The sequence below is a fragment of the Mesobacillus sp. LC4 genome, from assembly GCF_053543455.1.
The window spans coordinates 347,364-368,121 of sequence record NZ_JBGCUB010000001.1; the positions used below are offsets into that span (position 1 = coordinate 347,364).

Sequence of the window (20,758 nt, forward strand, 5' to 3'; positions counted from 1 at the left end):
GGGGAAATGCAAAAGGGAAGGCTCATCGCCTTCCCTTTATTTATTTTGCAGCTTGATCAGGTTATCTAATGATTGGTGTGCTGCTTCCACAGATTTAAATAATTGTTCATGATGTTCACTTTGAGATAAAGCAGCTGATGAAATCTCTTCCAACGCCGCGCTTGCCTGCTGGATGACGGAGCTGAAGCCGGTAATGGAACTTTCGATCGCCATCGAAGAATCCACGATTGTCTTTATCAGTTCTTCCTGCTCAGATATATCACCCTTTAAATCTTTGAAAGTTTGATGAATTAATTGGAATGCTTCCATTGTTTCTGCTGCTAGTTCAAGGTTCTGTGTCAGTTTTTCAGCGGTTAGGTTGACTCCTCCCTTTGTTTTGGAGGTATCGCTCATGACGTTTGTTAAGTTTTCGGTAATCTGGGTCGCTGTATGACTGGTGATGTCCGCAAGCTTCCTTACTTCTTCTGCAACGACAGCGAATCCTTTGCCGCTGTCTCCGGCACGAGCAGCTTCGATGGATGCATTCAGTGCTAACAAATTAGTCTGGGATGCGATTCCCTGGATATCTGCTGCAAAGTTAACTGTTTCTTTAATCAGCGCGGAAAGAGATAGAATGTGTGAATTGACATTCTGCATGTTTTCATACGATGCTGTCAATTCTGATATCAGATTGGACATTAGATCATCACCTTTATCTGAAACCCTTTCAGCAGCCATTGCGTCATGATGCAGCTTTTCGACAAGGGTTGATGTCCTGGTGATGACCTGATTTGTTTTTTCAAGAGATTGAGTAATGTCCACGACTGAATCTGACTGGAGATGGATTCCTGCAGAAATCTCTGCGACAGACTGTGTCATTTCCTTTGAAGATTGATAATTTTCCTTACTCTTGAATTTTACGTCATCAATCAGGTTTGCGATGCTTCTTGTATTACTTTCGATTACTGCCCTTGTCTCTAAATCCTTGTTTAATAGATTCTCCGTATCCAGCTTTGCAGACTCAATCGTTTGAGAAAGCTTTTTAGAAATGGAAAACTGAAAGCCGAGCATAACGGTGACCAGCATGTACAAAAGATAGATTGTTACATAGTTTTTTGTTTCCAGCGGCAGCGAGTCATGATGCAGCCATGTGAACAAGGAGATGATCATAAATCCAAGACCAGATGCCAGGAATAGCAATCTCCTGTCCATATAGATTGCTGCTGTAGCAAGGATGAAATAAAGAAGGGTATAGGCGGTTGGCGATACGCTAGTTTCCATGATCAGGAACAAAACCGCAGAAACGATAACAACGGAAAGATAAGGAATGAGAGTTGTTAACCTTTTTGTATAGTGGAGCAATGCAACTGCTGCTACCCCTGCACCCCCGCCGGCGATGATGGAGAGGATTACGGCAAGTTCTTTCTGCATGGCAATATCAACTACTGCCGCCAAAATGACAGATACGAGAGTGGCTTTGACGATTAAAGAATTTTTCCTTTCCAAATCCTCTTTTTTAATTTCTTCAATATTTTTCATGAATTGTATTCTCCTCATATTCAAGCTAATGTAATATTCGATAGAAATTTTGGGATTCCTGTCGTATGAATTCACTTTTTTTTCAGAAAATATTAAAATAGAGAAGGAAGACAAGAAACATTGTTACATATTGAAGTTTTACATGGTATTATCGTATAGTATTAGTATCTAGTCTTAATAATCGAAAAGGACAAGGGGTGCCCAAAGATGTTAAAAGTACAAGAAATCAGAGAATTAATCAAACTAGTAGACCAATCAAGCATTGACGAATTTTCATATGAATTTGAAGGATCAAAAATTAAAATGAAGAAGCGCGGAGAAGCTAAATCTGTAGTTGAGCATGTACAGCCAGCCGCTCCAGCACCATCTCCACAGCCGGCTCCGGTCGTGCAGGAAGCTCCAAGACCAGAGCCAAAGGCAGAGGCAGCGGCGGTCCAAGAATTGAAACAGGAGGAAGTCCAGGATACATCCAACTTACATAAGATCGTCTCACCGATGGTCGGGACCTTCTATCAATCTTCTTCACCTGAAGCGGATGCATATGTCAAGACGGGCTCGAAGGTGAGCAAGGATTCGATTGTATGTATCGTTGAAGCAATGAAGCTTTTCAACGAAATTGAGGCAGAAGTCAATGGGGAAATCGTAGAAATTCTTGTTAAAGATGGACAGCTTGTAGAATACGGCCAGCCTTTATTCCTGGTTAAGCCCGAATAAGGAGCGATATTGATGATAAAAAAATTACTGATAGCCAACAGAGGAGAAATAGCAGTCCGGGTCATCCGTGCCTGCAGGGAATTGGGGGTTGAATCCGTAGCTGTCTATTCGGAAGCTGACAAGGAATCTCTCCATGTTCAGCTTGCTGATGAGGCATACTGCATCGGCCCAAAGGCTTCAAAGGACAGCTATTTGAATTTCACCAATATAATCAGCGTAGCCAAGCTGACAGGATGTGACGCAATCCATCCGGGATACGGCTTTCTTGCCGAGAATGCTGATTTTGCAGAGCTTTGCAGGGAGTGTAATATCACATTTGTCGGTCCATCCCCTGAAGCGATCCAAAAGATGGGGACGAAGGATGTTGCAAGGGAAACGATGAAGCAGGCCAATGTACCGATTGTGCCAGGTTCGCAGGGAATCATTGAAAGCACGGAGGATGCGGTCAGCCTGGCAAATGACATCGGTTACCCGGTGATCATCAAGGCAACGGCTGGCGGAGGCGGTAAAGGAATCCGTGTTGCCAGAACGGAACAAGAGATGATCAAAGGAATCAATATTACCCAGCAGGAAGCGATGACGGCGTTTGGAAATCCAGGTGTATATATCGAGAAATATATCGAAGATTTCCGCCATGTAGAAATTCAGGTACTTGCAGACAGTTACGGCCATACCATCCATCTTGGAGAGCGTGACTGTTCAATCCAGCGGCGACTGCAAAAACTGCTTGAAGAAACACCATCACCAGCCCTTGATGGCGAAATCAGGGCCGAGATGGGTGAAGCGGCAGTCAAAGCAGCGAAAGCAGTTGATTATACAGGTGCTGGCACGGTAGAATTTATATATGATTACCGCAATCGCAAATTTTACTTCATGGAGATGAATACCCGCATCCAGGTTGAACATCCTGTAACTGAAATGGTTACTGGTGTCGATTTGATCAAGGAACAGATCAAGATTGCCTCCGGCGAAAGGCTGAGCCTTAAGCAGGAAGACGTCCAGTTCAACGGATGGGCGATTGAATGCCGGATTAACGCAGAAAATCCTGCGAAAAATTTCATGCCATCTGCAGGCAAAATCAAAATGTATCTCCCTCCAGGCGGTTTTGGTGTTAGAATAGATTCAGCGGCATATCCTGGTTATACAATCCCGCCTTACTATGATTCAATGATCGCGAAGGTCATTACTTATGGAAGCAGCAGGGAAGAAGCGATTGACCGCATGAAGAGAGCGCTTGGTGAGTTTGTGGTTGAAGGCATCCACACAACCATACCGTTCCACCTTAAGCTGCTCAACCATGAAAAGTTCGTGGAAGGGCAGTTCAATACGAAATTCTTGGAAATGTATGATGTGATGTCAGAAGAATAATAGGAGGTTCTAGCCATGAGTGAACAGCAAAATTTACTTGAAATGAGCCATGATGAAAACGGCCTGGGTAAAGTGGAAATTGCACCTGAAGTAATTGAAGTCATTGCCAGCATCGCTGCATCCGAAGTAGAAGGTGTCATGCAAATGCGCGGCAGCTTTGCAGCAGGAGTAGTTGAAAGACTTGGCAAGAAAAACCACGGCAAAGGTGTAAAAGTCGAGCTAGTCGAAGAAGGAATCAAGGTTGACGTGTACTGTGTCATGAAGTTTGGTGTATCGATTCCTGTGGTTGCGCAGAAAATCCAGGACAATATCCGCCAGGCATTATTGAACATGACGGCACTTGATGCAACGGAAGTCAATATCCACGTAGTCGGTGTCCAGTTCGAAAACCAAAAAGTAGAACCAGAAATCGAACAAGAAGTTTAACCATCAAACCAAAGGCATAAATATGCATGCCTTTGGTTTTTTTTGTACTGTTTTTTCAAGTGCTCAGGATTTAGTTGTCCTAAGTAGATATGGGTTAGGACAAAGTTTCATGGTTTGTGCAGAAGTTGTCCGAAGTAGCCTCAAGTTCGGACAAGATCTCGTGTGGAAGAGGGAAAGCTGTCCGAAGTAGGCCCAAGTTCGGACAAGATCTCGTACTGAGGAGGGAAAGCTGTCCGAAGTAAGCCCAAGTTCGGACAAGATCTCGTGCTGAAGAGAAAAAGTTGTCCGAAGTAGCCCCAAGTTCGGACAAGATCTCGTGCTGAGGAGGGAAAGCTGTCCGAAGTAAGCCCAAGTTCGGACAAGATCTCGTGCTGAAGAGAAAAAGTTGTCCGAAGTAGCCCCAAGTTCGGACAAGATCTCGTGCTGAGGAGGGAAAGCTGTCGGAAGTAAGCTCAAGTTCGGACAAGATTTCGTGCGGCAGAGGAAAAGTTGTCCGAAGTAGCCCCAAGTTCGGACAAGATCTCGTGTGGAAGAGGGAAAGTTGTCCGAAGTAGCCTCAAGTTCGGACAAGATCTCGTGTGGAAGAGGAAAAGTTGTCCGAAGTAGCCTTAAGTTCGGACAAGATCTCGTGCGGCAGAGGAAAAGTTGTCTGAAGTAGCTTCAAGTTCAGACAAGATCTCGTCCTGAAGAGGAAAAGTTGTCCGAAGTAGCCTCAAGTTCGGACAAGATCTCGTGTGGAAGAGGGAAAGCTGTCCGAAGGAGGTCCAAGTTCGGACAAGATTTCGTACTGAAGAGAAAAAGCTGTCCTAAGTGAGCTCGAGTTCAAGACAAAATCCCAAGCTCACCTGCAAAAGCTGTCAAAACTACTCCCAGCACACATTCTAACATTAAAACTCCCTTAGCTTATAAGAACTATTTACGTTTGTTTTGATTAACTTTTTTCTAAAAAGTGAAAAATAATAGGAAATCATGCGTAAAGAGATATGATATGCTATTATTTTGTTAGAATCAGACAAGCCATAAAGGAGCTAAGGAATTCAATGAAAAGAAGAACAGCACGAGAAAAGGCGTTACAAGCCTTATTCCAGATTGATATAAGCAAGGTGGAGGTTTCAGACGCAATTGAGCATGTGCTTGAAGAAGCGCCAGGAGATGATTATCTGAACAAGCTTGTGAACGGCACAGTAGAGCACCAGCAGGAAATTGATGAGGAGATCAAAGTATACTTAGAAAAGTGGTCACTTGATCGTCTTGCAGCCGTTGACAGGAATCTCCTTCGCCTCGCCGTATACGAATTGAAGTATTGCAACGATGAAGTACCGATGAATGTCGTTCTTGATGAAGCAATCGAAATTGCTAAATTATATGGGGATGACCAATCCAGCCGATTCATTAATGGTGTTCTGTCCAAAGTAAAGCAGAGCATTTCCTAAGACCATTGGGAGCAGGCAGGTTGGACCTTCCCTGATCATATAGGGGGAGAAAGTATGGCTGCTATAATTATTGATGGAAAAGAAATTGCCCAAAAAAAGAAACTTGAAATCGCTGACCAGGTCCAGGAGTTGAAAAAACAGGGAGTAACTCCGGGTCTGGCGGTAATTCTTGTCGGTGACAACCAGGCATCAAGAACGTATGTCAATAGCAAGCAAAAAACCGCAAGAGAACTAGGTATGCATAATGTCTTGATTGAGTATCCTGTTTCCATTACTGAGCAAGAGCTTCTGGCTAAAATTGATGAACTCAACAAGGATGAAGAGATTCATGGGATTTTAGTGCAGCTTCCGCTTCCAGAACATATAAGTGAAAAGAAACTGATTGAAGCCATTTCACCTGATAAAGATGTTGATGGTTTCCATCCAATCAATATCGGGCGAATGATGACTGGCCAGGATGCCTTTTTGCCATGCACACCATATGGTGTCATGGTCATGATGAAGGAGATCGAGATGGATCTTGCCGGAAAGCATGTGGTTGTCGTTGGCAGGAGCAATATTGTCGGAAAACCGGCAGGCCAACTTTTCCTGAACGAAAACGCAACTGTTACATATTGCCATTCAAGGACAAAAGACTTAAAGGAATATACAAAACAGGCAGATGTCATCATAGCTGCAGTTGGGAAAGCGGACTTGATTACAGCTGACCATGTAAAGCCAGGGGCTGTGGTCATAGATGTTGGTATGAACCGCAACGAGCTAGGCAAGCTTTGCGGGGATGTAGCTTATGACGAGGTCAAGGAAAAAGCTGGGTATATCACTCCTGTGCCTGGCGGTGTCGGTCCAATGACGATCGCCATGTTGATGTATAACACGTTGAAGTCTGCAAAGAACCATATGAATAGACTTCAAAACTCAAATCTATAAGGCGTGATTCTGTCCATATCTGTTATAAGTTAGAAACTGAAAATCCACTTATGTTAAGTGACGAATCGGGATTCTAAATTTATAATGGGTATGGGCAGTTTTTTTATGAGATCAATGTTTTACAAAAAGGAGTTTCTAAATGGATAATCAGCGTTATCTAACAGTCAACGCGTTAACCAAATACATAAAGCGAAAATTCGATGCAGATCCGCATCTTCAAGGGGTTTATATCAAAGGGGAAATCTCCAACTTCAAAAGGCATTCAAGCGGACATATGTATTTTACGCTTAAGGATGAGAAAGCAAGGATTCTTGCTGTCATGTTTGCGGGTGCTGCGAGATCCATGAAGTTCAAGCCTGAAAATGGCATGAAGGTCCTGGTTAGAGGAGATATTTCCGTATACGAAGGCAGTGGCCAGTACCAGGTATACATTAAGGAAATGAAAACCGATGGAGTAGGCGACTTATTTGTCGCATACGAGCAGCTTAAGAAAAAGCTTGAACAGGAAGGCCTTTTCTCATCGCAATACAAACAGCCTATTCCAAAATATCCAAAAGCTGTCGGAATCGTTACTTCTCCAACTGGTGCAGCAATCCGCGATATCCTAACGACAATCAAGAGAAGATATCCCATTACCAAGGTGCTCATTTTCCCGGCCCTGGTACAGGGAGAGCAGGGTGGCCCTTCCATAGTCAAAGCAATTGAAAAGGCAAATGAAAGGGAAGACATTGATGTTCTGATTATCGGACGCGGAGGCGGATCGATTGAGGAACTCTGGAACTTTAATGAGGAGTCCGTAGCAAGAGCGATTTTTGCTTCTAAAATCCCAATTATATCTGCTGTGGGCCATGAAACAGACTTCACTATTGCCGATTTCGTTGCAGACATGAGAGCACCGACGCCAACTGGTGCGGCTGAGTTGGCCGTTCCTCATATCCAGGAACTGATCGAAAGGGTAATGAACCGGGAAACCAGGCTGATGCGAGCAATGAGGGAGAAAGTGTTCTTCCAGCAGGAGCGATACCAGCGGTTCATCAGGTCTTACGCTTTTCGCTATCCAAGGAAGCTGTATGAGCAAAAGCTTGAGCAAGTCGATAAGCTGACAGAATCGCTGACCCGCGGAGCTGGGAAATTGTATTCTTCGAAAAATGATGCGCTTCTTCAGTTGAAGCGGAGATTGGATCGAAGCCACCCGGAAGAGCTGAGGAAGCTTTCAGCTGACAGGCATTTAAGGACAACAAGAGCTTTGAACCGTGCGATGACGTCCGTCTTGTCTGAAAAGCGAAAAGAATTCAACGGTATCGTTTCTACGCTTGAAGCATTAAGCCCGCTGAAAATCATGGACCGTGGCTACAGTCTTGCGTACACAGACGAAGGGGAACTGATAAAGACAGTCAACCAGGTGAAGCCTGAACGGAAAATAAACGTAAAGCTTTCTGATGGAAGCATTCAATGTATCGTCACAGATATCGAGGAGAGTGAAAACAATGGCAGATGAAAAAAAACTGAGTTTTGAACAGGCAATGGATCAACTTGAAAGCATTGTAGAAAAGCTGGAAGAGGGAGATGTGCCTTTGGAAGAAGCGATCTCTTTTTATAAAGAGGGAATGGAATTATCCAAACTTTGCCATGATAAGCTAAAGAATGTGGAAGAACAACTAGCCCAAATCATTACTGAAGATGGACGGACTGAAGGTTTCTCCATAAACGAGGAGGAATAGTATTGCATTCTATTTCACTTAATTCTTTTACCAGTAAATATAAGGCTCTTGTCGAGGAACGGTTAAGGGAGGCGGTCGGTGCCCTGGAGACACCGGAAAATCTCGCGAAGGCGATGCTTTATTCGTTGGAAGCAGGCGGGAAAAGAATCCGCCCGCTGCTGGTCTTCGCAGTTATCGATGCATTCGGAAAGGATCCGGAAAATGGAGTAGATGCAGCAGCGGCGATCGAAATGGTCCATACGTATTCCTTGATTCACGATGACCTGCCGAGTATGGACGATGACGATCTAAGAAGGGGAAAACCGACGAATCATAAAGTATTCGGTGAAGCCACTGCCATATTGGCAGGGGATGCCCTTTTGACATTAAGTTTTAACCTACTAGCTGAAATTCCTGAAGAATCAGTACCAGCCAACATTAAACTGGCGTTGATCAAAGGGCTGTCAGCTGCTGCAGGTGCTCATGGTATGGTGGGCGGTCAGGTTGCAGATATGGAAGGTGAAAATAAGAAGCTCACACTGGAGGAGCTAGAATATATACATATCAACAAAACGGGTAAGTTACTGGAATACAGTATTATTGCCGGAGCTGAAATTGCCGGGGCGACTGCCGTGCAAAAGGAAATACTGTCAAAGTTTGCTTATCATATAGGCCTAGCATTCCAAATACGGGATGATATCCTCGACCTTGAGGGCAGTGAGGAAATGATCGGCAAGCCGGTTGGAAGCGATACAGCAAATGAAAAAAGCACGTATCCCGCACTGCTTGGAATAGCGGGAGCAAAGGAAGCGCTTGATTACCACTTACGAAGCGCGAAAGAATCCCTCGGCAATAGCGGTCTTGATGTTGGGTTACTTGATCAAATCACTGATTTGATCGGACTGCGCAATCATTAGCAGTCATTGAGAATTATTCGATAGTGTGCTATAATTGGCTGTTAGCACGGTAGTGTTGGCAGCTTTTTTTACATAAGGATGCTTCGCTTTGATGTGCATTGGCAGTATATACATAAATCATTGTGATTTAATTGGGACGTGACTCTTTACGTCGAGGCTTCTTGACAGTGATGAGCCTCCATGCTATTTCAGGATAGTGAGAAGTTCACTACATAAATCAGCCATATTTCCATGTATAGCTTGAAAAGCCTTCATTACTTAATATATGTTATTACTAACAACTTTTTGAGATATGGAAAAAATTGCGGAATAATAAGTCAGAAATGAAAGTGAGTGGTCCGAAAATGGATCTTTTATCAATAAAAGACCCTTCCTTCCTGAAGAATCTTTCGAAAAAGGAATTGGAGGAGTTAAGCAGGGAGATTCGGCAGTTCTTGATAGAAAAGTTATCAGTTACGGGAGGACACATAGGACCTAACCTGGGTGTTGTCGAGTTAACGATTGCCCTCCATAAGTGTTTTGACAGCCCGAAGGATAAGTTTCTATGGGATGTTGGTCATCAATCCTACGTGCATAAAATCCTGACGGGAAGAGCGTGCCAGTTTGACACGTTAAGGCAGCATAAAGGGTTGTGCGGTTTTCCAAAGATGGTCGAGAGTGAACATGATGTCTGGGAAACTGGGCATAGTTCTACTTCGCTTTCAGCTGCTATGGGAATGGCGATTGCCCGTGACCTGAAGGGCGAAAACACGCACATCGTTCCGATCATCGGTGATGGTGCCCTTACAGGTGGAATGGCTTTAGAGGCGTTGAATCACATCGGGCATGAAAAAAAGAAGCTTATAGTCATTTTGAATGATAATGAAATGTCAATTGCCCCTAATGTAGGAGCATTGCACAGTGTACTAGGCCGCCTTCGCACTGCTGGCAAGTACCACTGGGTAAAAGATGAACTGGAATATTTGTTGAAAAAGGTGCCTGCAATTGGCGGTCAGCTTGCTTCGACTGCTGAAAGAATAAAGGACAGCTTAAAATATCTCTTTGTATCAGGAATCTTCTTCGAGGAATTAGGGTTCACCTATCTTGGCCCTGTAGATGGACATGATTATGACGATCTATTTGAAAACCTTGCATATGCTAAAAAGCAGGAAGGACCTGTTTTATTGCATGTCATTACGAAAAAGGGCAAGGGATACAATCCAGCTGAAAACGATAAAATTGGCACATGGCATGGAACGGGACCTTATAAAATGGAAACCGGTGATTTTGTGAAGCCTGAATCTGCACCTCCAGCCTGGAGCAAGCTGGTTAGTGAAACAGTAAGGAAAATTGCGAGGACGGATGAACGGATCGTGGCTGTGACACCAGCGATGCCTGTTGGTTCAAAGCTTGAGGGCTTTGCCAGTGAATTCCCTGACCGGATGATTGACGTTGGAATTGCTGAACAGCATGCAACGACTTTTGCAGCCGGACTGGCGACGCAAAATATGAAGCCATTCTTGGCGATCTATTCAACCTTCCTGCAGCGTGCATATGACCAGGTCGTCCACGATATTTGCCGCCAAAACTTGAACGTATTCATCGGGATCGACCGTGCAGGACTGGTCGGCGCAGACGGAGAAACACATCAGGGTGTGTTTGACATCGCCTTTTTAAGGCATTTGCCTAATATGGTATTGATGATGCCGAAAGATGAAAACGAAGGCCAGCATATGGTATACACCGCAATTAAGTACGACGATGGCCCGATTGCAATGCGTTATCCACGAGGGAATGGACTAGGTGTGCCGATGGATGAAGAGTTGAAAGAAATCCCGATAGGTACCTGGGAGGTACTTCGTGAAGGGGAAGACGCGGCGATTCTGACATTCGGGACAACGATTCCAATGGCAATGGAAGCAGCAGAAATACTTGCAAAACAGGGAGTATCTGTAAAAGTAGTCAATACCCGCTTTATCAAGCCTCTCGATGAAGAGTTGCTGATTGGCATCCTGAAAGAAAATATGCCGATTTTAACAATCGAGGAAGCGGTTTTGCAGGGTGGATTCGGAAGCTTCGTGCTCGAAACATCGCATGATCTGGGCTACCAGCATGTAGAGATTGACAGGATGGGAATCCCGGATCAATTCATTGAACATGGCAGTGTCGATAAGCTTCTTGAGGAAATTGGCATGACAACAGAAGATGTCGTCTTGCGTTTGCAAAAGCTGGCGAGACAGAAACAAAAAAGGGCGTAGCAAATGAAAATCAAAAAGGAAAGATTAGATGTACTGCTGGTTGAACGCGGTCTTGCGGAGACAAGAGAAAAAGCCAAAAGGACGATCATGGCTGGTCTTGTCTACACGAATGAGAATCGGCTGGACAAACCTGGCGAAAAGGTTAGCAGTGACATACCATTGACAGTAAAAGGAAATGTACTTCCGTATGTTAGCCGCGGTGGCTTGAAGCTTGAAAAGGCATTGAAGGTTTTTGACCTAGATGTTCAAGGTAAAACACTGCTGGACATCGGTGCTTCGACAGGCGGCTTTACCGATTGTGCCCTTCAAAACGGAGCTGAGATGTCCTACGCTTTGGATGTCGGGTACAATCAGCTTGCATGGAAGCTGCGACAGGATGAACGTGTCGTTGTGATGGAGCGGACAAACTTCCGCTATGTGAAACCGGAGGACCTTATAAAGGGGATGCCGAATTTCGCAAGCATTGATGTATCATTCATATCCCTCCGTCTCATTTTGCCTGTGCTCAAAACCTTGCTGGTAACAGGCAGCGATATCGTTGCTCTCGTCAAGCCGCAATTTGAGGCTGGAAGAGAACAGGTTGGCAAAAAAGGAATCGTCCGTGACAGGAAGGTGCACGAACAAGTTCTGGACAGGATTATTTCTTTTTCAATAGAAGAGGGCTATGATGTGCTGGATTTGAGTTTCTCGCCGATCACAGGCGGAGATGGCAATATTGAATTCCTGCTGCATCTTCAGTGGAACGGCACAGAAGAAGAAAAAGGGAAGCTGATGCTGAAGACCCAGCTAGAAGCAGTCGTCACAGAAGCTCATTCTGAACTAAAATCAAAACAAACTACTGAAGAAGAATAGGCAGAATCTGCCTGTTCTTTTTTGTGTGGTTTTGAAAGTACTGAAATTTATTATAAATTTTTTAAAAAACAGTTCACCACTTTGTCAATTCCATCGATAACTTTTGCCGAAAGTCCACGAATGATTGTACATTCTGTAGAAATCGGCTAACATATGAGTATATGAAATGTTTCGGATATATCCAGGGGTGATATTAATGAATAAAGGACAGCGACATATTAAAATCCGCGAATTAATCGCGAGTAAGGATATCGAGACGCAGGATGAATTGGTGGACCGGCTGAAAGCTGCAGGCTTTAATGTTACACAGGCGACAGTTTCTCGTGACATCAAGGAACTGCATCTTGTGAAGGTTCCTTTGATTGATGGCAGATATAAATACAGCCTTCCGGCGGACCAGCGTTTCAATCCACTGCAAAAACTAAAAAGGTCGTTAATGGATGCTTTTATCCGCATCGATCAGGCCGGCCATCTTTTAGTGATGAAAACCTTGCCTGGCAATGCCAATGCGATCGGGGCATTGATTGATAATCTCGATTGGGAAGATATTCTTGGCACGATTTGTGGAGACGATACAATCTTGATTATTTGCCGTACTCCAGAGGATACTGAGCAAGTCACAAATCGTTTTCTCGAAATGCTGTAAATGAGGTGACGTTTGCTTGTTAAATGAATTATCGATACGCAACTTCGCAATTATTGAATCATTATCCGTTTCTCTTAATAAAGGACTGACCGTACTAACCGGGGAAACAGGGGCCGGGAAATCCATCATCATTGATGCCGTTCATCTCCTTGTGGGAGGAAGAGGCTCGGCGGAATTCGTACGCCATGGTGAAGATAAAGCTGAAATTGAAGGTTTGTTCCACCTTGAAGGGGAGAATCATCCAAGTTATGCAAAGGCAGCCGAATTTGGCATTGAAATTGAAGATGCGATGATTGTCTTGAGAAGGGATATTTCGGCGTCTGGAAAAAGTGTATGCCGCATCAACGGCAAGCTGGTCACGATTGCAGTCCTGCGTGAAGTGGGCTCGACACTGATCGATATCCATGGTCAGCATGAGCACCAGGAATTAATGGATGAGACAAAGCATATCAATCTTCTTGACCAATTCGGTGCAGAGGAAATCCTGCCTGCGCTGCAAGAATACCAGCACGTTTTTCGATCTTTTGAACAAACACAGAAAAAGCTGAAAAACTTAAGTGAAAATGAGCAGCAAATGGCTCACAGACTCGATTTGATTCAATTTCAGCATGATGAAATCCTCTCGGCTGACCTAAGGTTAAATGAGGACGAGGAACTTTTTGAAGAGAAGCGTAAGCTCAGCAACTTCGAAAAGATCTATGAGAGTATCCAGACCAGTTATTCGGCATTGCAGGGTGAGCAAAAGGGCCTTGATTGGATTGGCCTGGTCATGGATAATCTTCAGAATGCAGCAGATCTTGATCCCGACTATAAGAATGTTGCCGACACAGTAGCGAACAGCTTTTATATGCTTGAAGATGCTGCAAGGACAATCAGGAATGAATTGGATTCACTTGAATATGATCCGAAGCGCTTAAATGAAATTGAAGACAGGCTGAACGAGATCAACCAATTAAAACGGAAATATGGAAATACGATCGAAGAAATTCTTGAGTACTCCTCTAAAATAGAGGAAGAAATCGAAACGCTTCAAAACAAGGAAGTCCATATTGGTCAGATGGAAAAAGAGCTCACCTCACTTAAAAAGGATCTGCGAATCGAGGCCAATAATTTGACTCAAACCCGCAGGAAATATGCTAAAAAACTGACGAAATTAATTCATAAAGAATTAAAGGAACTGTATATGGAGAAGACGGTATTCGACCTTAGGATTGACGCAGATCCTGACCATTTCCATAAAAATGGCTCCGATAAGGTCGAGTTTTATATCTCTACAAATCCGGGCGAACCTCTGAAGCCTTTGTCAAAGATTGCATCCGGCGGGGAACTTTCACGGATCATGCTAGCCTTAAAAAGCATCTTCTCAAAACATCAAGGTGTCACCTCCATCATTTTCGATGAAGTGGATACAGGAGTCAGCGGTCGGGTGGCTCAATCAATCGCTGAAAAAATTTACAATGTCTCGACTGGGTCACAGGTTCTTTGCATTTCCCATTTGCCTCAAGTTGCCGCAATGGCTGATACCCACCTGTATATCGCAAAGGTCATCAAGAATGGCAGGACAAAAACTTCCGTCACTCCGCTGTCCTCATCTGAAAAGGTAAAGGAGATTGTCCGGATGATTTCAGGAGTCGAAGTTACTGACCTGACGAAACAACATGCAGAAGAATTGCTGAAGCTTGCACAGAATATGAAGGCAGTTACATGAAAAGCTATCCATAAAGGGTAGCTTTTTTATTTTTATACAGGTTATAAATGCGGGGAGACGAGGCAAAATTAAAGATGTAGCCATTTCGATGTGTGTGGACTAGAAGCGAGGAGAGTGAAATGATTTGAAGAAAGATTTTCTCAGAAAATTTATTGGTGGAATTCTCCTTGTTTCATTAATTGCTTTAGGATTTGCAAAGCCAGTACAAGAATATTTATCCATTCCAGGGGATATAACGTTATTCGAGGGGCAAAAGCTTGATTTCCAGGCAAATGCAGTCCAGGTTACTGCCCCAGTTAAAGACTCAAGCATCGCTGTGGACCAAAAAGAAGAGACCTTCACCCTTGAGGCAAAAAGACATGGTAAGGATGAAATGGTCCTTGAATTAGCAGGCTTCCCTGTTAAAAAAGTCGATGTCAATGTCCTTAAGGATTTCAAGGTCAGGCCAGGCGGTCAATCTATAGGAGTAAAATTGAATACGGTTGGTGTCCTTGTGGTCGGACATCACCAAGTGCAGGCTGATGAAGGAAGAGTGTCGCCAGGTGAAAAGGCTGGCATAAAAAAAGGCGATATTATCACTGAAATCAATGGGCAGCAAATTGAAAAAATGGCCGATGTCGGTCCGTTTGTAAAGCAGGCGGGTGAAAACGGCAAGCCATTGGATGTTGTAATCAAAAGGGAAAATGAAATAGTCAAAACTCAACTCCAGCCTGAAAAAGATGTAAATGAGAACACCTATAAGCTTGGATTGTATATACGCGATTCAGCTGCCGGTATTGGAACAATGACATTTTATCACCCGCAGTCCAAAAAATATGGTGCCCTCGGACATGTCATATCGGACATGGATACGAAAAAACCTATTGTCGTTGGAGATGGGCAAATTGTCAGATCAACGGTAACTTCGATTGAAAAAGGCGGGAAAGGAAACCCCGGTGAAAAGCTGGCTCGTTTCTCATCTGATCGGGAAGTGATTGGGAATATTAAAAGAAATAGTCCTTTTGGTATCTTTGGAGAACTGAACAAGGAGATTACAAATGGAGTTTTTGATAAGCCTCTTCCAATAGCTCTTTCTCATCAAGTGAAAGAAGGTCCGGCAAAAATTTTGACAGTTGTAAATAATGACGAAGTAAATCTTTTTGATATAGAGATCGTCAGCACCATCCCGCAAAAGTTCCCAGCAACGAAGGGTATGGTGATTAAAGTGACTGATCCAGAGTTGTTGGAAAAGACAGGTGGCATTGTCCAGGGGATGAGCGGAAGTCCAATTATCCAGGGCGACAAGCTGGTAGGCGCTGTCACTCATGTCTTCGTAAATGACCCAACCAGTGGATATGGAGTTCATATAGAGTGGATGCTGAATGAAGCAGGCATCGACATATACGAAAAGCCAAGAGAGCAGGCAAGTTAATATCAGGAATTCGGCGGCGGCATACAGCCGCCTTTTCTTTGTGTTCAACTGCCCATGAAAAGCGAAGTTCCTGTAACGAAAAACAGACCAATACACGCAAAAATCAAGATTATTCGACAAAATCACCAACCTTTTTTTGTCAACTATCGAAATAAGTCGAAAAACAAAGGAAAATGAAGCATTTATAAGAAAATATTCCTTTTTTAAGAAAAAATTAAAAATAAGAGGAATTTCTGTTGCATTGTCGAATTAGTCATTTAGAATAGAATTTAGAGAAGAAATATTTGTGATCATAATTGGATTTGAGGAGGAACCAAGTAGTGAACAAAATAAAAGTATGCGTTGTTGATGACAACAGAGAATTAGTAGGTCTTCTAGAAGAATATATTTCTTCACAGGATGATATGGAAATTGTAGGAGTTGCCCATAATGGCCAGGAATGTTTGGAGATGCTTGAAGATACAGATCCTGATGTCTTGCTTTTAGATATTATTATGCCGCACCTTGACGGATTAGCGGTCCTTGAAAGACTTCGTGATGTGAAGAAGGGAATCATGCCGAATGTTATCATGCTGACAGCATTTGGCCAAGAAGATGTTACGAAGAAAGCGGTAGAGCTGGGGGCTTCCTATTTCATCCTAAAGCCGTTCGATATGGAGCATCTCGCAGGGCATATCCGCCAGGTAAGCGGCAAGGCGAAATCAGTAGCCCGAAAACCTTCTTCATCCATCAACTATGGCAGGTCAAATGCCGAACAGAAGCCTAAAAACCTGGATGCAAGCATTACAAGCATCATCCATGAAATTGGCGTCCCTGCCCATATTAAAGGGTATATGTATTTGCGAGAAGCCATTTCAATGGTATATAACGATATTGAACTTCTTGGCTCGATCACAAAAGTCCTCTATCCAGACATCGCCAAGAAATTCAATACGACTGCGAGCCGTGTGGAACGTGCCATCCGTCATGCCATTGAGGTTGCCTGGAGCAGAGGGAATATTGATTCCATTTCTTCTTTGTTCGGATATACTGTTTCGATGTCAAAAGCAAAGCCGACAAATTCTGAATTCATCGCCATGGTCGCAGACAAACTTCGTCTGGAACACAAAGCTTCTTGAAAGAGTTAGGCAATATTTAGCTATTTATTCATATTATTACATTGAACATCTTACTTTAGCACTGACTTATCGAGCTAAAGTAAGGTGTTTTTTAATGCCTGTATATTGGCATTCTTCGAGTTTGAACATTATCATGTATTTATAGTGGGGAATCTCTGTAAAACCCATCCATTAAAAAACGCCTTAAAAGGCGCATTGAGTTTATTTTTCTTTGTCTTTTTCTAGCTCGGATAATTTTTGAATGAGGATATGCTGGGGCATATGCATGATTTGTTCTATTGGTACTCCCAGTTTTTCTGAAAGCTTTACAGCAGTTTCAGCAGAAATATGCAATGGTCTCATTGTTTATTACCTCCAAATTGAAAAGATAGGTGTGATGGTTCATGACTCTTATTTTAGCACATCGTGGCTTTGCGGCAGAATACCCGGAAAACACAATGCTTGCTTTTAAAAAAGCCGAAAAAGCAGGTTCAGATGGCTTAGAGCTCGATGTCCAAATGACAAGAGACGGTGAGCTTGTTGTGATTCATGATGAAAAGGTGGATCGGACTACCGATGGAACTGGGCTGGTAAAGGACTTCAGTTTAAAGGATTTAAGAAAGTTGGATGCCCGTTTCAAATTCAAGGAATCACCAAAGAAAGAACAGATTCCTACTTTGGATGAAGTCCTTGAATGGTTATCTGGAACCGGGATGATCTGCAATATTGAATTGAAAAACAGTATTATTCCTTATACAGGAATGGAAGAGAAGGTTATAAATAAGGTTAGGCACTATAATTTATCTGACAGGATCATCATTTCTTCCTTCAATCATTACAGCATTGTCCATAGCTATTTATTGGCTCCGGAAATTGAAATCGCCCCTTTACTATCTGAAGGCTTATATATGCCGTGGATATATGCGCAGTCAATCAAGGCTAGGGGATTTCATCCTCACTGGAGGGCAGCGCCGGATCAAATTGTCAGTGCGTCCCTTGAGAGCGGAATCGAAGTCAGACCTTATACGGTAAATAAAGAATCTGAGCTGGAAAGATTGTTCAAGGTAAACTGCAGTGCTGTTATAACGGACGACCCAGCCAAGGCTAAAAGAATTAGAGAAATGCAGTCTACGCCGTAGAACAAGAAAAAGCCAAAAACTGTTTTCACTTTAGTTTTTAAAGTTAGAGAAAAAATAAAACAGGCCTGATTTCTAATCAAGGCCTGTTTTGCTTTTTATTGCTATCAGGAATCCGGAAAATTGCCTGGACTTTATTTCTCTTTCGATCACGATGCAGGATAAAACCAGCGATGAAACCCAGTCCTGCCAGGAAAAAGAGTAGGCCGGCAAGGAATTGAAGCCACAAAAATGGGAAAGGTGACTGCAAGATTCCAAACACCATATCGCGCATCAGTTTTACCCCTAAAGCAGCAATGACACCTGGTATCAACATAATGATTAATGCTATGATCCTGATCATTTATTTTCCCCTCGATATTTGTCCTTATTTAAAAAGTATACTTAACCCTGTGTTTTTCCGCAATATAAGTTCCTCTTAGTGAATTATGTACAGAAGAGTTAGAAAACAAAGAAATTTGTCAGCGCATACAAAAAGAATTACAATGATATTGAAAGATTTTGCAGACTTCAAAGATCTTCCGTGAAATATTTTTCTAGATATGTGGTGGATATTATGCAAAAAGTAATGATAGTAGGAGCAGGTAAGGGCGGCACGGCTATTCTCGATATTTTCAAACAGACTGCAGATGTGGTTGCTGTGATTGATATAAACCCTGATGCTCCAGGGATTATCGCAGCACGTAATGCAGGGATTCAGACAGGGGCAGACTGGCATAAGTACATTTCAGATCAGTTGGATATCATCATTGAAGTGACCGGTGAAGACGATGTCTTCAGGGAATTAAGGGATGCTCGCGGTAAAAACACTGTGCTGATACCAGGAAGTGTCGCGTTCCTTTTGGCTACCCTTTTGGAAGAAAAGGAAGAACTAATAAAAACTCTCAGGAAAATTACATATGAACATGATTTGATATTCAATTCTTCTGGTGATGGCATGGTGGTCATCAATACAGAAGGAATCGTAACCTTGTTCAATAAAAGCGCAGAAAAAATAATTGGAACAACAAAGGAACAGGCAGAAGGGAAACATGTCTCCGAAATCATACCCACAAGCAAGCTTCCAAGAGTGCTCAACACCAGGAAGGTAGAGTCCAATCGGGAATTGTTGCTGCCTAATGGGTCGAAAATCATCACGACAAGGATCCCGATCATTGACGAAAATGATCAATTGATTGGCGCGTTCTCTGTATTTAAGGATATTACTGAAGTTGTGAACCTTGCGGAAGAGATAACGAACTTAAAAGAAATCCAAACCATGCTTCAGGCGATCATCAACTCCAGTGATGAAGCTATTTCTGTAGTAGATGAAGATGGCCGGGGAATCATGATCAATCCAGCTTATACAAGGATAACCGGGCTGAAGGAAGAAGAAGTAATCGGACAGCCGGCAACCGCTGATATTTCTGAGGGCGAGAGCATGCATATGAAGGTGCTTAAGACGAGACGGCCTGTCCGTGGTACGGCGATGCGGGTTGGACCGAATAAAAAAGAGGTTGTTGTCAATGTTGCGCCGATCATCGTAGATGGGAAGCTTAAGGGAAGTGTCGGGGTCATCCATGATATGTCGGAGATCCAGAGCTTGAACCGTGAGCTGACACGAGCGAGGCAGATTATTAGAACACTTGAAGCAAAATACTCATTTGAGGATATTATCGGCCAATCGGAAGAAATGACGATTCCAATTGAACAAGCTAAGCTTGGGGCTAAAACCCCTGCAACTGTCCTCCTTCGCGGGGAGTCAGGAACAGGAAAGGAATTGTTTGCCCATGCGATTCATAATGCGAGCGACCGGCGGTTCAACAAGTTCATCCGGGTTAATTGTGCAGCAATTTCAGAATCACTGCTCGAAAGCGAACTCTTTGGATACGAAGAAGGTGCTTTTTCAGGCGCAAAACGCGGCGGGAAACGGGGATTTTTCGAGGAAGCCAATAATGGCAGTATCTTCCTTGATGAAATCGGCGAATTGCCTGCCAATACCCAGGCAAAACTGCTCCGAGTCCTTCAGGAAAGAGAAATAGTCCGGGTGGGTGGAACAAAACCCGTACCGATCAATGTCAGGGTCATAGCCGCGACAAATATGAACCTTGAAAAGGCGATTGCAAATGGCAGTTTTAGAGAAGACTTATATTATCGGCTAAACAGGATGCCGATTCATATACCTCCACTTAAAAGGAGGAAGGAAGACATTCCGCTCCTGTGTGAAAGGTTAATCCGTAAAATCAATCAGGATTATGGACGTAACGTCGAAGGAGTTTCAGAAGAAGCCATTAGGAAGTTGATGGAATATGATTGGCCAGGGAATGTAAGGGAGCTCGAAAATGTCCTTGGACGCGCGATTATATTTTTGAGTTATAGCGAGACGATCATTCGAATCGAACATTTACCGGAATTGCAGAACAGCCAGGTTAAGGATAAGGAGGATAACATTGGTCCGTCAATCCCGACCGAAACGCTTGCAGTCCAACTTGAGGAGTACGAAGCGAAAGTCATTCTGTCAACTCTTAAGGCGGTAAAAGGGAACAAAACGGCTGCCGCGAAAGCTTTAGGTGTTTCAGTGAGGAATTTATATTATAAGCTTGAAAAATACAGAATTGAAGCAGATAGCATGCAATAAATTTCACACTCTGCAATATGTTGCACAAAGTTTTCGGGCAAAAGTAAAGCG

19 protein-coding genes are annotated in these 20,758 nt (G+C 43.3%); 16 read left to right on the forward strand and 3 right to left on the reverse strand.

All coding sequences use genetic code 11. The features are described from left to right. Nucleotides 1-36: 36 nt before the first annotated feature. A complete protein-coding gene (locus AB5I83_RS01740; RefSeq protein WP_448972366.1) occupies nt 37-1,518 on the reverse strand; it encodes a methyl-accepting chemotaxis protein in 1,482 nt (493 codons plus the stop codon). A 207-nt stretch (nt 1,519-1,725) separates the two neighbouring features. On the opposite strand from AB5I83_RS01740, the gene accB reads away from it, so the two are divergent. The 14 genes from accB to spo0A all read left to right on the forward strand — a co-directional run bounded on the left by accB (nt 1,726) and on the right by spo0A (nt 16,975). Then, a complete protein-coding gene (gene accB / locus AB5I83_RS01745) occupies nt 1,726-2,232 on the forward strand; it encodes an acetyl-CoA carboxylase biotin carboxyl carrier protein (RefSeq protein ID WP_167831510.1) in 507 nt (168 codons plus the stop codon). 12 nt (nt 2,233-2,244) lie between these two features. Beyond that, nucleotides 2,245-3,600, forward strand: coding sequence for an acetyl-CoA carboxylase biotin carboxylase subunit (gene accC, locus AB5I83_RS01750; RefSeq protein ID WP_167831509.1), 1,356 nt, complete (start codon nt 2,245-2,247; stop codon nt 3,598-3,600). A 15-nt stretch (nt 3,601-3,615) separates the two neighbouring features. Then, complete coding sequence (locus tag AB5I83_RS01755) at nt 3,616-4,026, forward strand: Asp23/Gls24 family envelope stress response protein (protein ID WP_167831508.1); 411 nt, start codon at nt 3,616-3,618, stop codon at nt 4,024-4,026. Nucleotides 4,027-5,066: 1,040 nt separating this feature from the next. Beyond that, nucleotides 5,067-5,459 carry a transcription antitermination factor NusB gene (gene nusB / locus AB5I83_RS01760; RefSeq protein ID WP_226085316.1) on the forward strand — a complete coding sequence of 131 codons (393 nt, stop codon included), beginning with the start codon at nt 5,067-5,069 and terminating at the stop codon, nt 5,457-5,459. A gap of 54 nt (nt 5,460-5,513) precedes the next feature. Then, a complete protein-coding gene (gene folD, locus AB5I83_RS01765) occupies nt 5,514-6,386 on the forward strand; it encodes a bifunctional methylenetetrahydrofolate dehydrogenase/methenyltetrahydrofolate cyclohydrolase FolD (protein WP_448972369.1) in 873 nt (290 codons plus the stop codon). A 139-nt stretch (nt 6,387-6,525) separates the two neighbouring features. Next, on the forward strand, nt 6,526-7,884 hold the full coding sequence (gene xseA / locus AB5I83_RS01770) for an exodeoxyribonuclease VII large subunit (RefSeq protein WP_448972371.1): 1,359 nt from the start codon (nt 6,526-6,528) through the stop codon (nt 7,882-7,884). Next, complete coding sequence (locus tag AB5I83_RS01775; RefSeq protein WP_167831504.1) at nt 7,874-8,107, forward strand: exodeoxyribonuclease VII small subunit; 234 nt, start codon at nt 7,874-7,876, stop codon at nt 8,105-8,107. Before xseA ends, AB5I83_RS01775 begins: the two co-directional genes overlap by 11 nt. Before the next feature lie 2 nt (nt 8,108-8,109). Then, nucleotides 8,110-9,003, forward strand: coding sequence for a polyprenyl synthetase family protein (locus AB5I83_RS01780; protein ID WP_448972373.1), 894 nt, complete (start codon nt 8,110-8,112; stop codon nt 9,001-9,003). 344 nt (nt 9,004-9,347) lie between these two features. Further along, nucleotides 9,348-11,240 carry a 1-deoxy-D-xylulose-5-phosphate synthase gene (gene dxs / locus AB5I83_RS01785; protein WP_448972375.1) on the forward strand — a complete coding sequence of 631 codons (1,893 nt, stop codon included), beginning with the start codon at nt 9,348-9,350 and terminating at the stop codon, nt 11,238-11,240. Nucleotides 11,241-11,243: 3 nt separating this feature from the next. After that, complete coding sequence (locus AB5I83_RS01790) at nt 11,244-12,092, forward strand: TlyA family RNA methyltransferase (RefSeq protein ID WP_448972377.1); 849 nt, start codon at nt 11,244-11,246, stop codon at nt 12,090-12,092. A 196-nt stretch (nt 12,093-12,288) separates the two neighbouring features. Next, nucleotides 12,289-12,738, forward strand: a complete 450-nt coding sequence (ahrC, locus tag AB5I83_RS01795; protein ID WP_041967930.1) for a transcriptional regulator AhrC/ArgR — start codon at nt 12,289-12,291, stop codon at nt 12,736-12,738. 16 nt (nt 12,739-12,754) lie between these two features. Further along, complete coding sequence (gene recN, locus AB5I83_RS01800; protein ID WP_448972379.1) at nt 12,755-14,446, forward strand: DNA repair protein RecN; 1,692 nt, start codon at nt 12,755-12,757, stop codon at nt 14,444-14,446. A 124-nt stretch (nt 14,447-14,570) separates the two neighbouring features. Next, nucleotides 14,571-15,857, forward strand: coding sequence for a SpoIVB peptidase (gene spoIVB, locus AB5I83_RS01805; RefSeq protein ID WP_448972381.1), 1,287 nt, complete (start codon nt 14,571-14,573; stop codon nt 15,855-15,857). Between the two features lie 320 nt (nt 15,858-16,177). After that, nucleotides 16,178-16,975 (forward strand): sporulation transcription factor Spo0A, encoded by a 798-nt coding sequence (gene spo0A / locus AB5I83_RS01810; RefSeq protein WP_448972383.1) that lies wholly within the window; start codon nt 16,178-16,180, stop codon nt 16,973-16,975. Between the two features lie 201 nt (nt 16,976-17,176). Here the strand turns inward: spo0A and AB5I83_RS01815 are convergent, their stop codons facing one another. Beyond that, on the reverse strand, nt 17,177-17,317 hold the full coding sequence (locus AB5I83_RS01815) for a YycC family protein (protein WP_167831497.1): 141 nt from the start codon (nt 17,315-17,317) through the stop codon (nt 17,177-17,179). Nucleotides 17,318-17,358: 41 nt separating this feature from the next. On the opposite strand from AB5I83_RS01815, the gene AB5I83_RS01820 reads away from it, so the two are divergent. Next, nucleotides 17,359-18,093, forward strand: a complete 735-nt coding sequence (locus tag AB5I83_RS01820) for a glycerophosphodiester phosphodiesterase (protein WP_448972385.1) — start codon at nt 17,359-17,361, stop codon at nt 18,091-18,093. 76 nt (nt 18,094-18,169) lie between these two features. On the opposite strand, the gene AB5I83_RS01825 is transcribed toward AB5I83_RS01820, so the two are convergent. Then, entirely contained in the window at nt 18,170-18,433 is a 264-nt protein-coding gene (locus tag AB5I83_RS01825; protein ID WP_448972387.1) for a DUF2627 domain-containing protein, read from the reverse strand. Nucleotides 18,434-18,646: 213 nt separating this feature from the next. Here AB5I83_RS01825 and AB5I83_RS01830 point away from each other — a divergent pair, with 213 nt between their 5' ends. Next, complete coding sequence (locus AB5I83_RS01830) at nt 18,647-20,707, forward strand: sigma 54-interacting transcriptional regulator (RefSeq protein ID WP_448972389.1); 2,061 nt, start codon at nt 18,647-18,649, stop codon at nt 20,705-20,707. Nucleotides 20,708-20,758: the final 51 nt, after the last annotated feature.

What these genes read in the sequence shown, in the direction of transcription:
- AB5I83_RS01740 (WP_448972366.1), bottom strand. Translation starts at nt 1,518, where the DNA reads ATGAAAAATATTGAAGAAATTAAAAAAGAGGATTTGGAAAGGAAAAAT.
- accB (WP_167831510.1), top strand. Translation starts at nt 1,726, where the DNA reads ATGTTAAAAGTACAAGAAATCAGAGAATTAATCAAACTAGTAGACCAA.
- accC (WP_167831509.1), top strand. Translation starts at nt 2,245, where the DNA reads ATGATAAAAAAATTACTGATAGCCAACAGAGGAGAAATAGCAGTCCGG.
- AB5I83_RS01755 (WP_167831508.1), top strand. Translation starts at nt 3,616, where the DNA reads ATGAGTGAACAGCAAAATTTACTTGAAATGAGCCATGATGAAAACGGC.
- nusB (WP_226085316.1), top strand. Translation starts at nt 5,067, where the DNA reads ATGAAAAGAAGAACAGCACGAGAAAAGGCGTTACAAGCCTTATTCCAG.
- folD (WP_448972369.1), top strand. Translation starts at nt 5,514, where the DNA reads ATGGCTGCTATAATTATTGATGGAAAAGAAATTGCCCAAAAAAAGAAA.
- xseA (WP_448972371.1), top strand. Translation starts at nt 6,526, where the DNA reads ATGGATAATCAGCGTTATCTAACAGTCAACGCGTTAACCAAATACATA.
- AB5I83_RS01775 (WP_167831504.1), top strand. Translation starts at nt 7,874, where the DNA reads ATGGCAGATGAAAAAAAACTGAGTTTTGAACAGGCAATGGATCAACTT.
- dxs (WP_448972375.1), top strand. Translation starts at nt 9,348, where the DNA reads ATGGATCTTTTATCAATAAAAGACCCTTCCTTCCTGAAGAATCTTTCG.
- AB5I83_RS01790 (WP_448972377.1), top strand. Translation starts at nt 11,244, where the DNA reads ATGAAAATCAAAAAGGAAAGATTAGATGTACTGCTGGTTGAACGCGGT.
- ahrC (WP_041967930.1), top strand. Translation starts at nt 12,289, where the DNA reads ATGAATAAAGGACAGCGACATATTAAAATCCGCGAATTAATCGCGAGT.
- AB5I83_RS01815 (WP_167831497.1), bottom strand. Translation starts at nt 17,317, where the DNA reads ATGAGACCATTGCATATTTCTGCTGAAACTGCTGTAAAGCTTTCAGAA.
- AB5I83_RS01820 (WP_448972385.1), top strand. Translation starts at nt 17,359, where the DNA reads ATGACTCTTATTTTAGCACATCGTGGCTTTGCGGCAGAATACCCGGAA.
- AB5I83_RS01825 (WP_448972387.1), bottom strand. Translation starts at nt 18,433, where the DNA reads ATGATCAGGATCATAGCATTAATCATTATGTTGATACCAGGTGTCATT.
- AB5I83_RS01830 (WP_448972389.1), top strand. Translation starts at nt 18,647, where the DNA reads ATGCAAAAAGTAATGATAGTAGGAGCAGGTAAGGGCGGCACGGCTATT.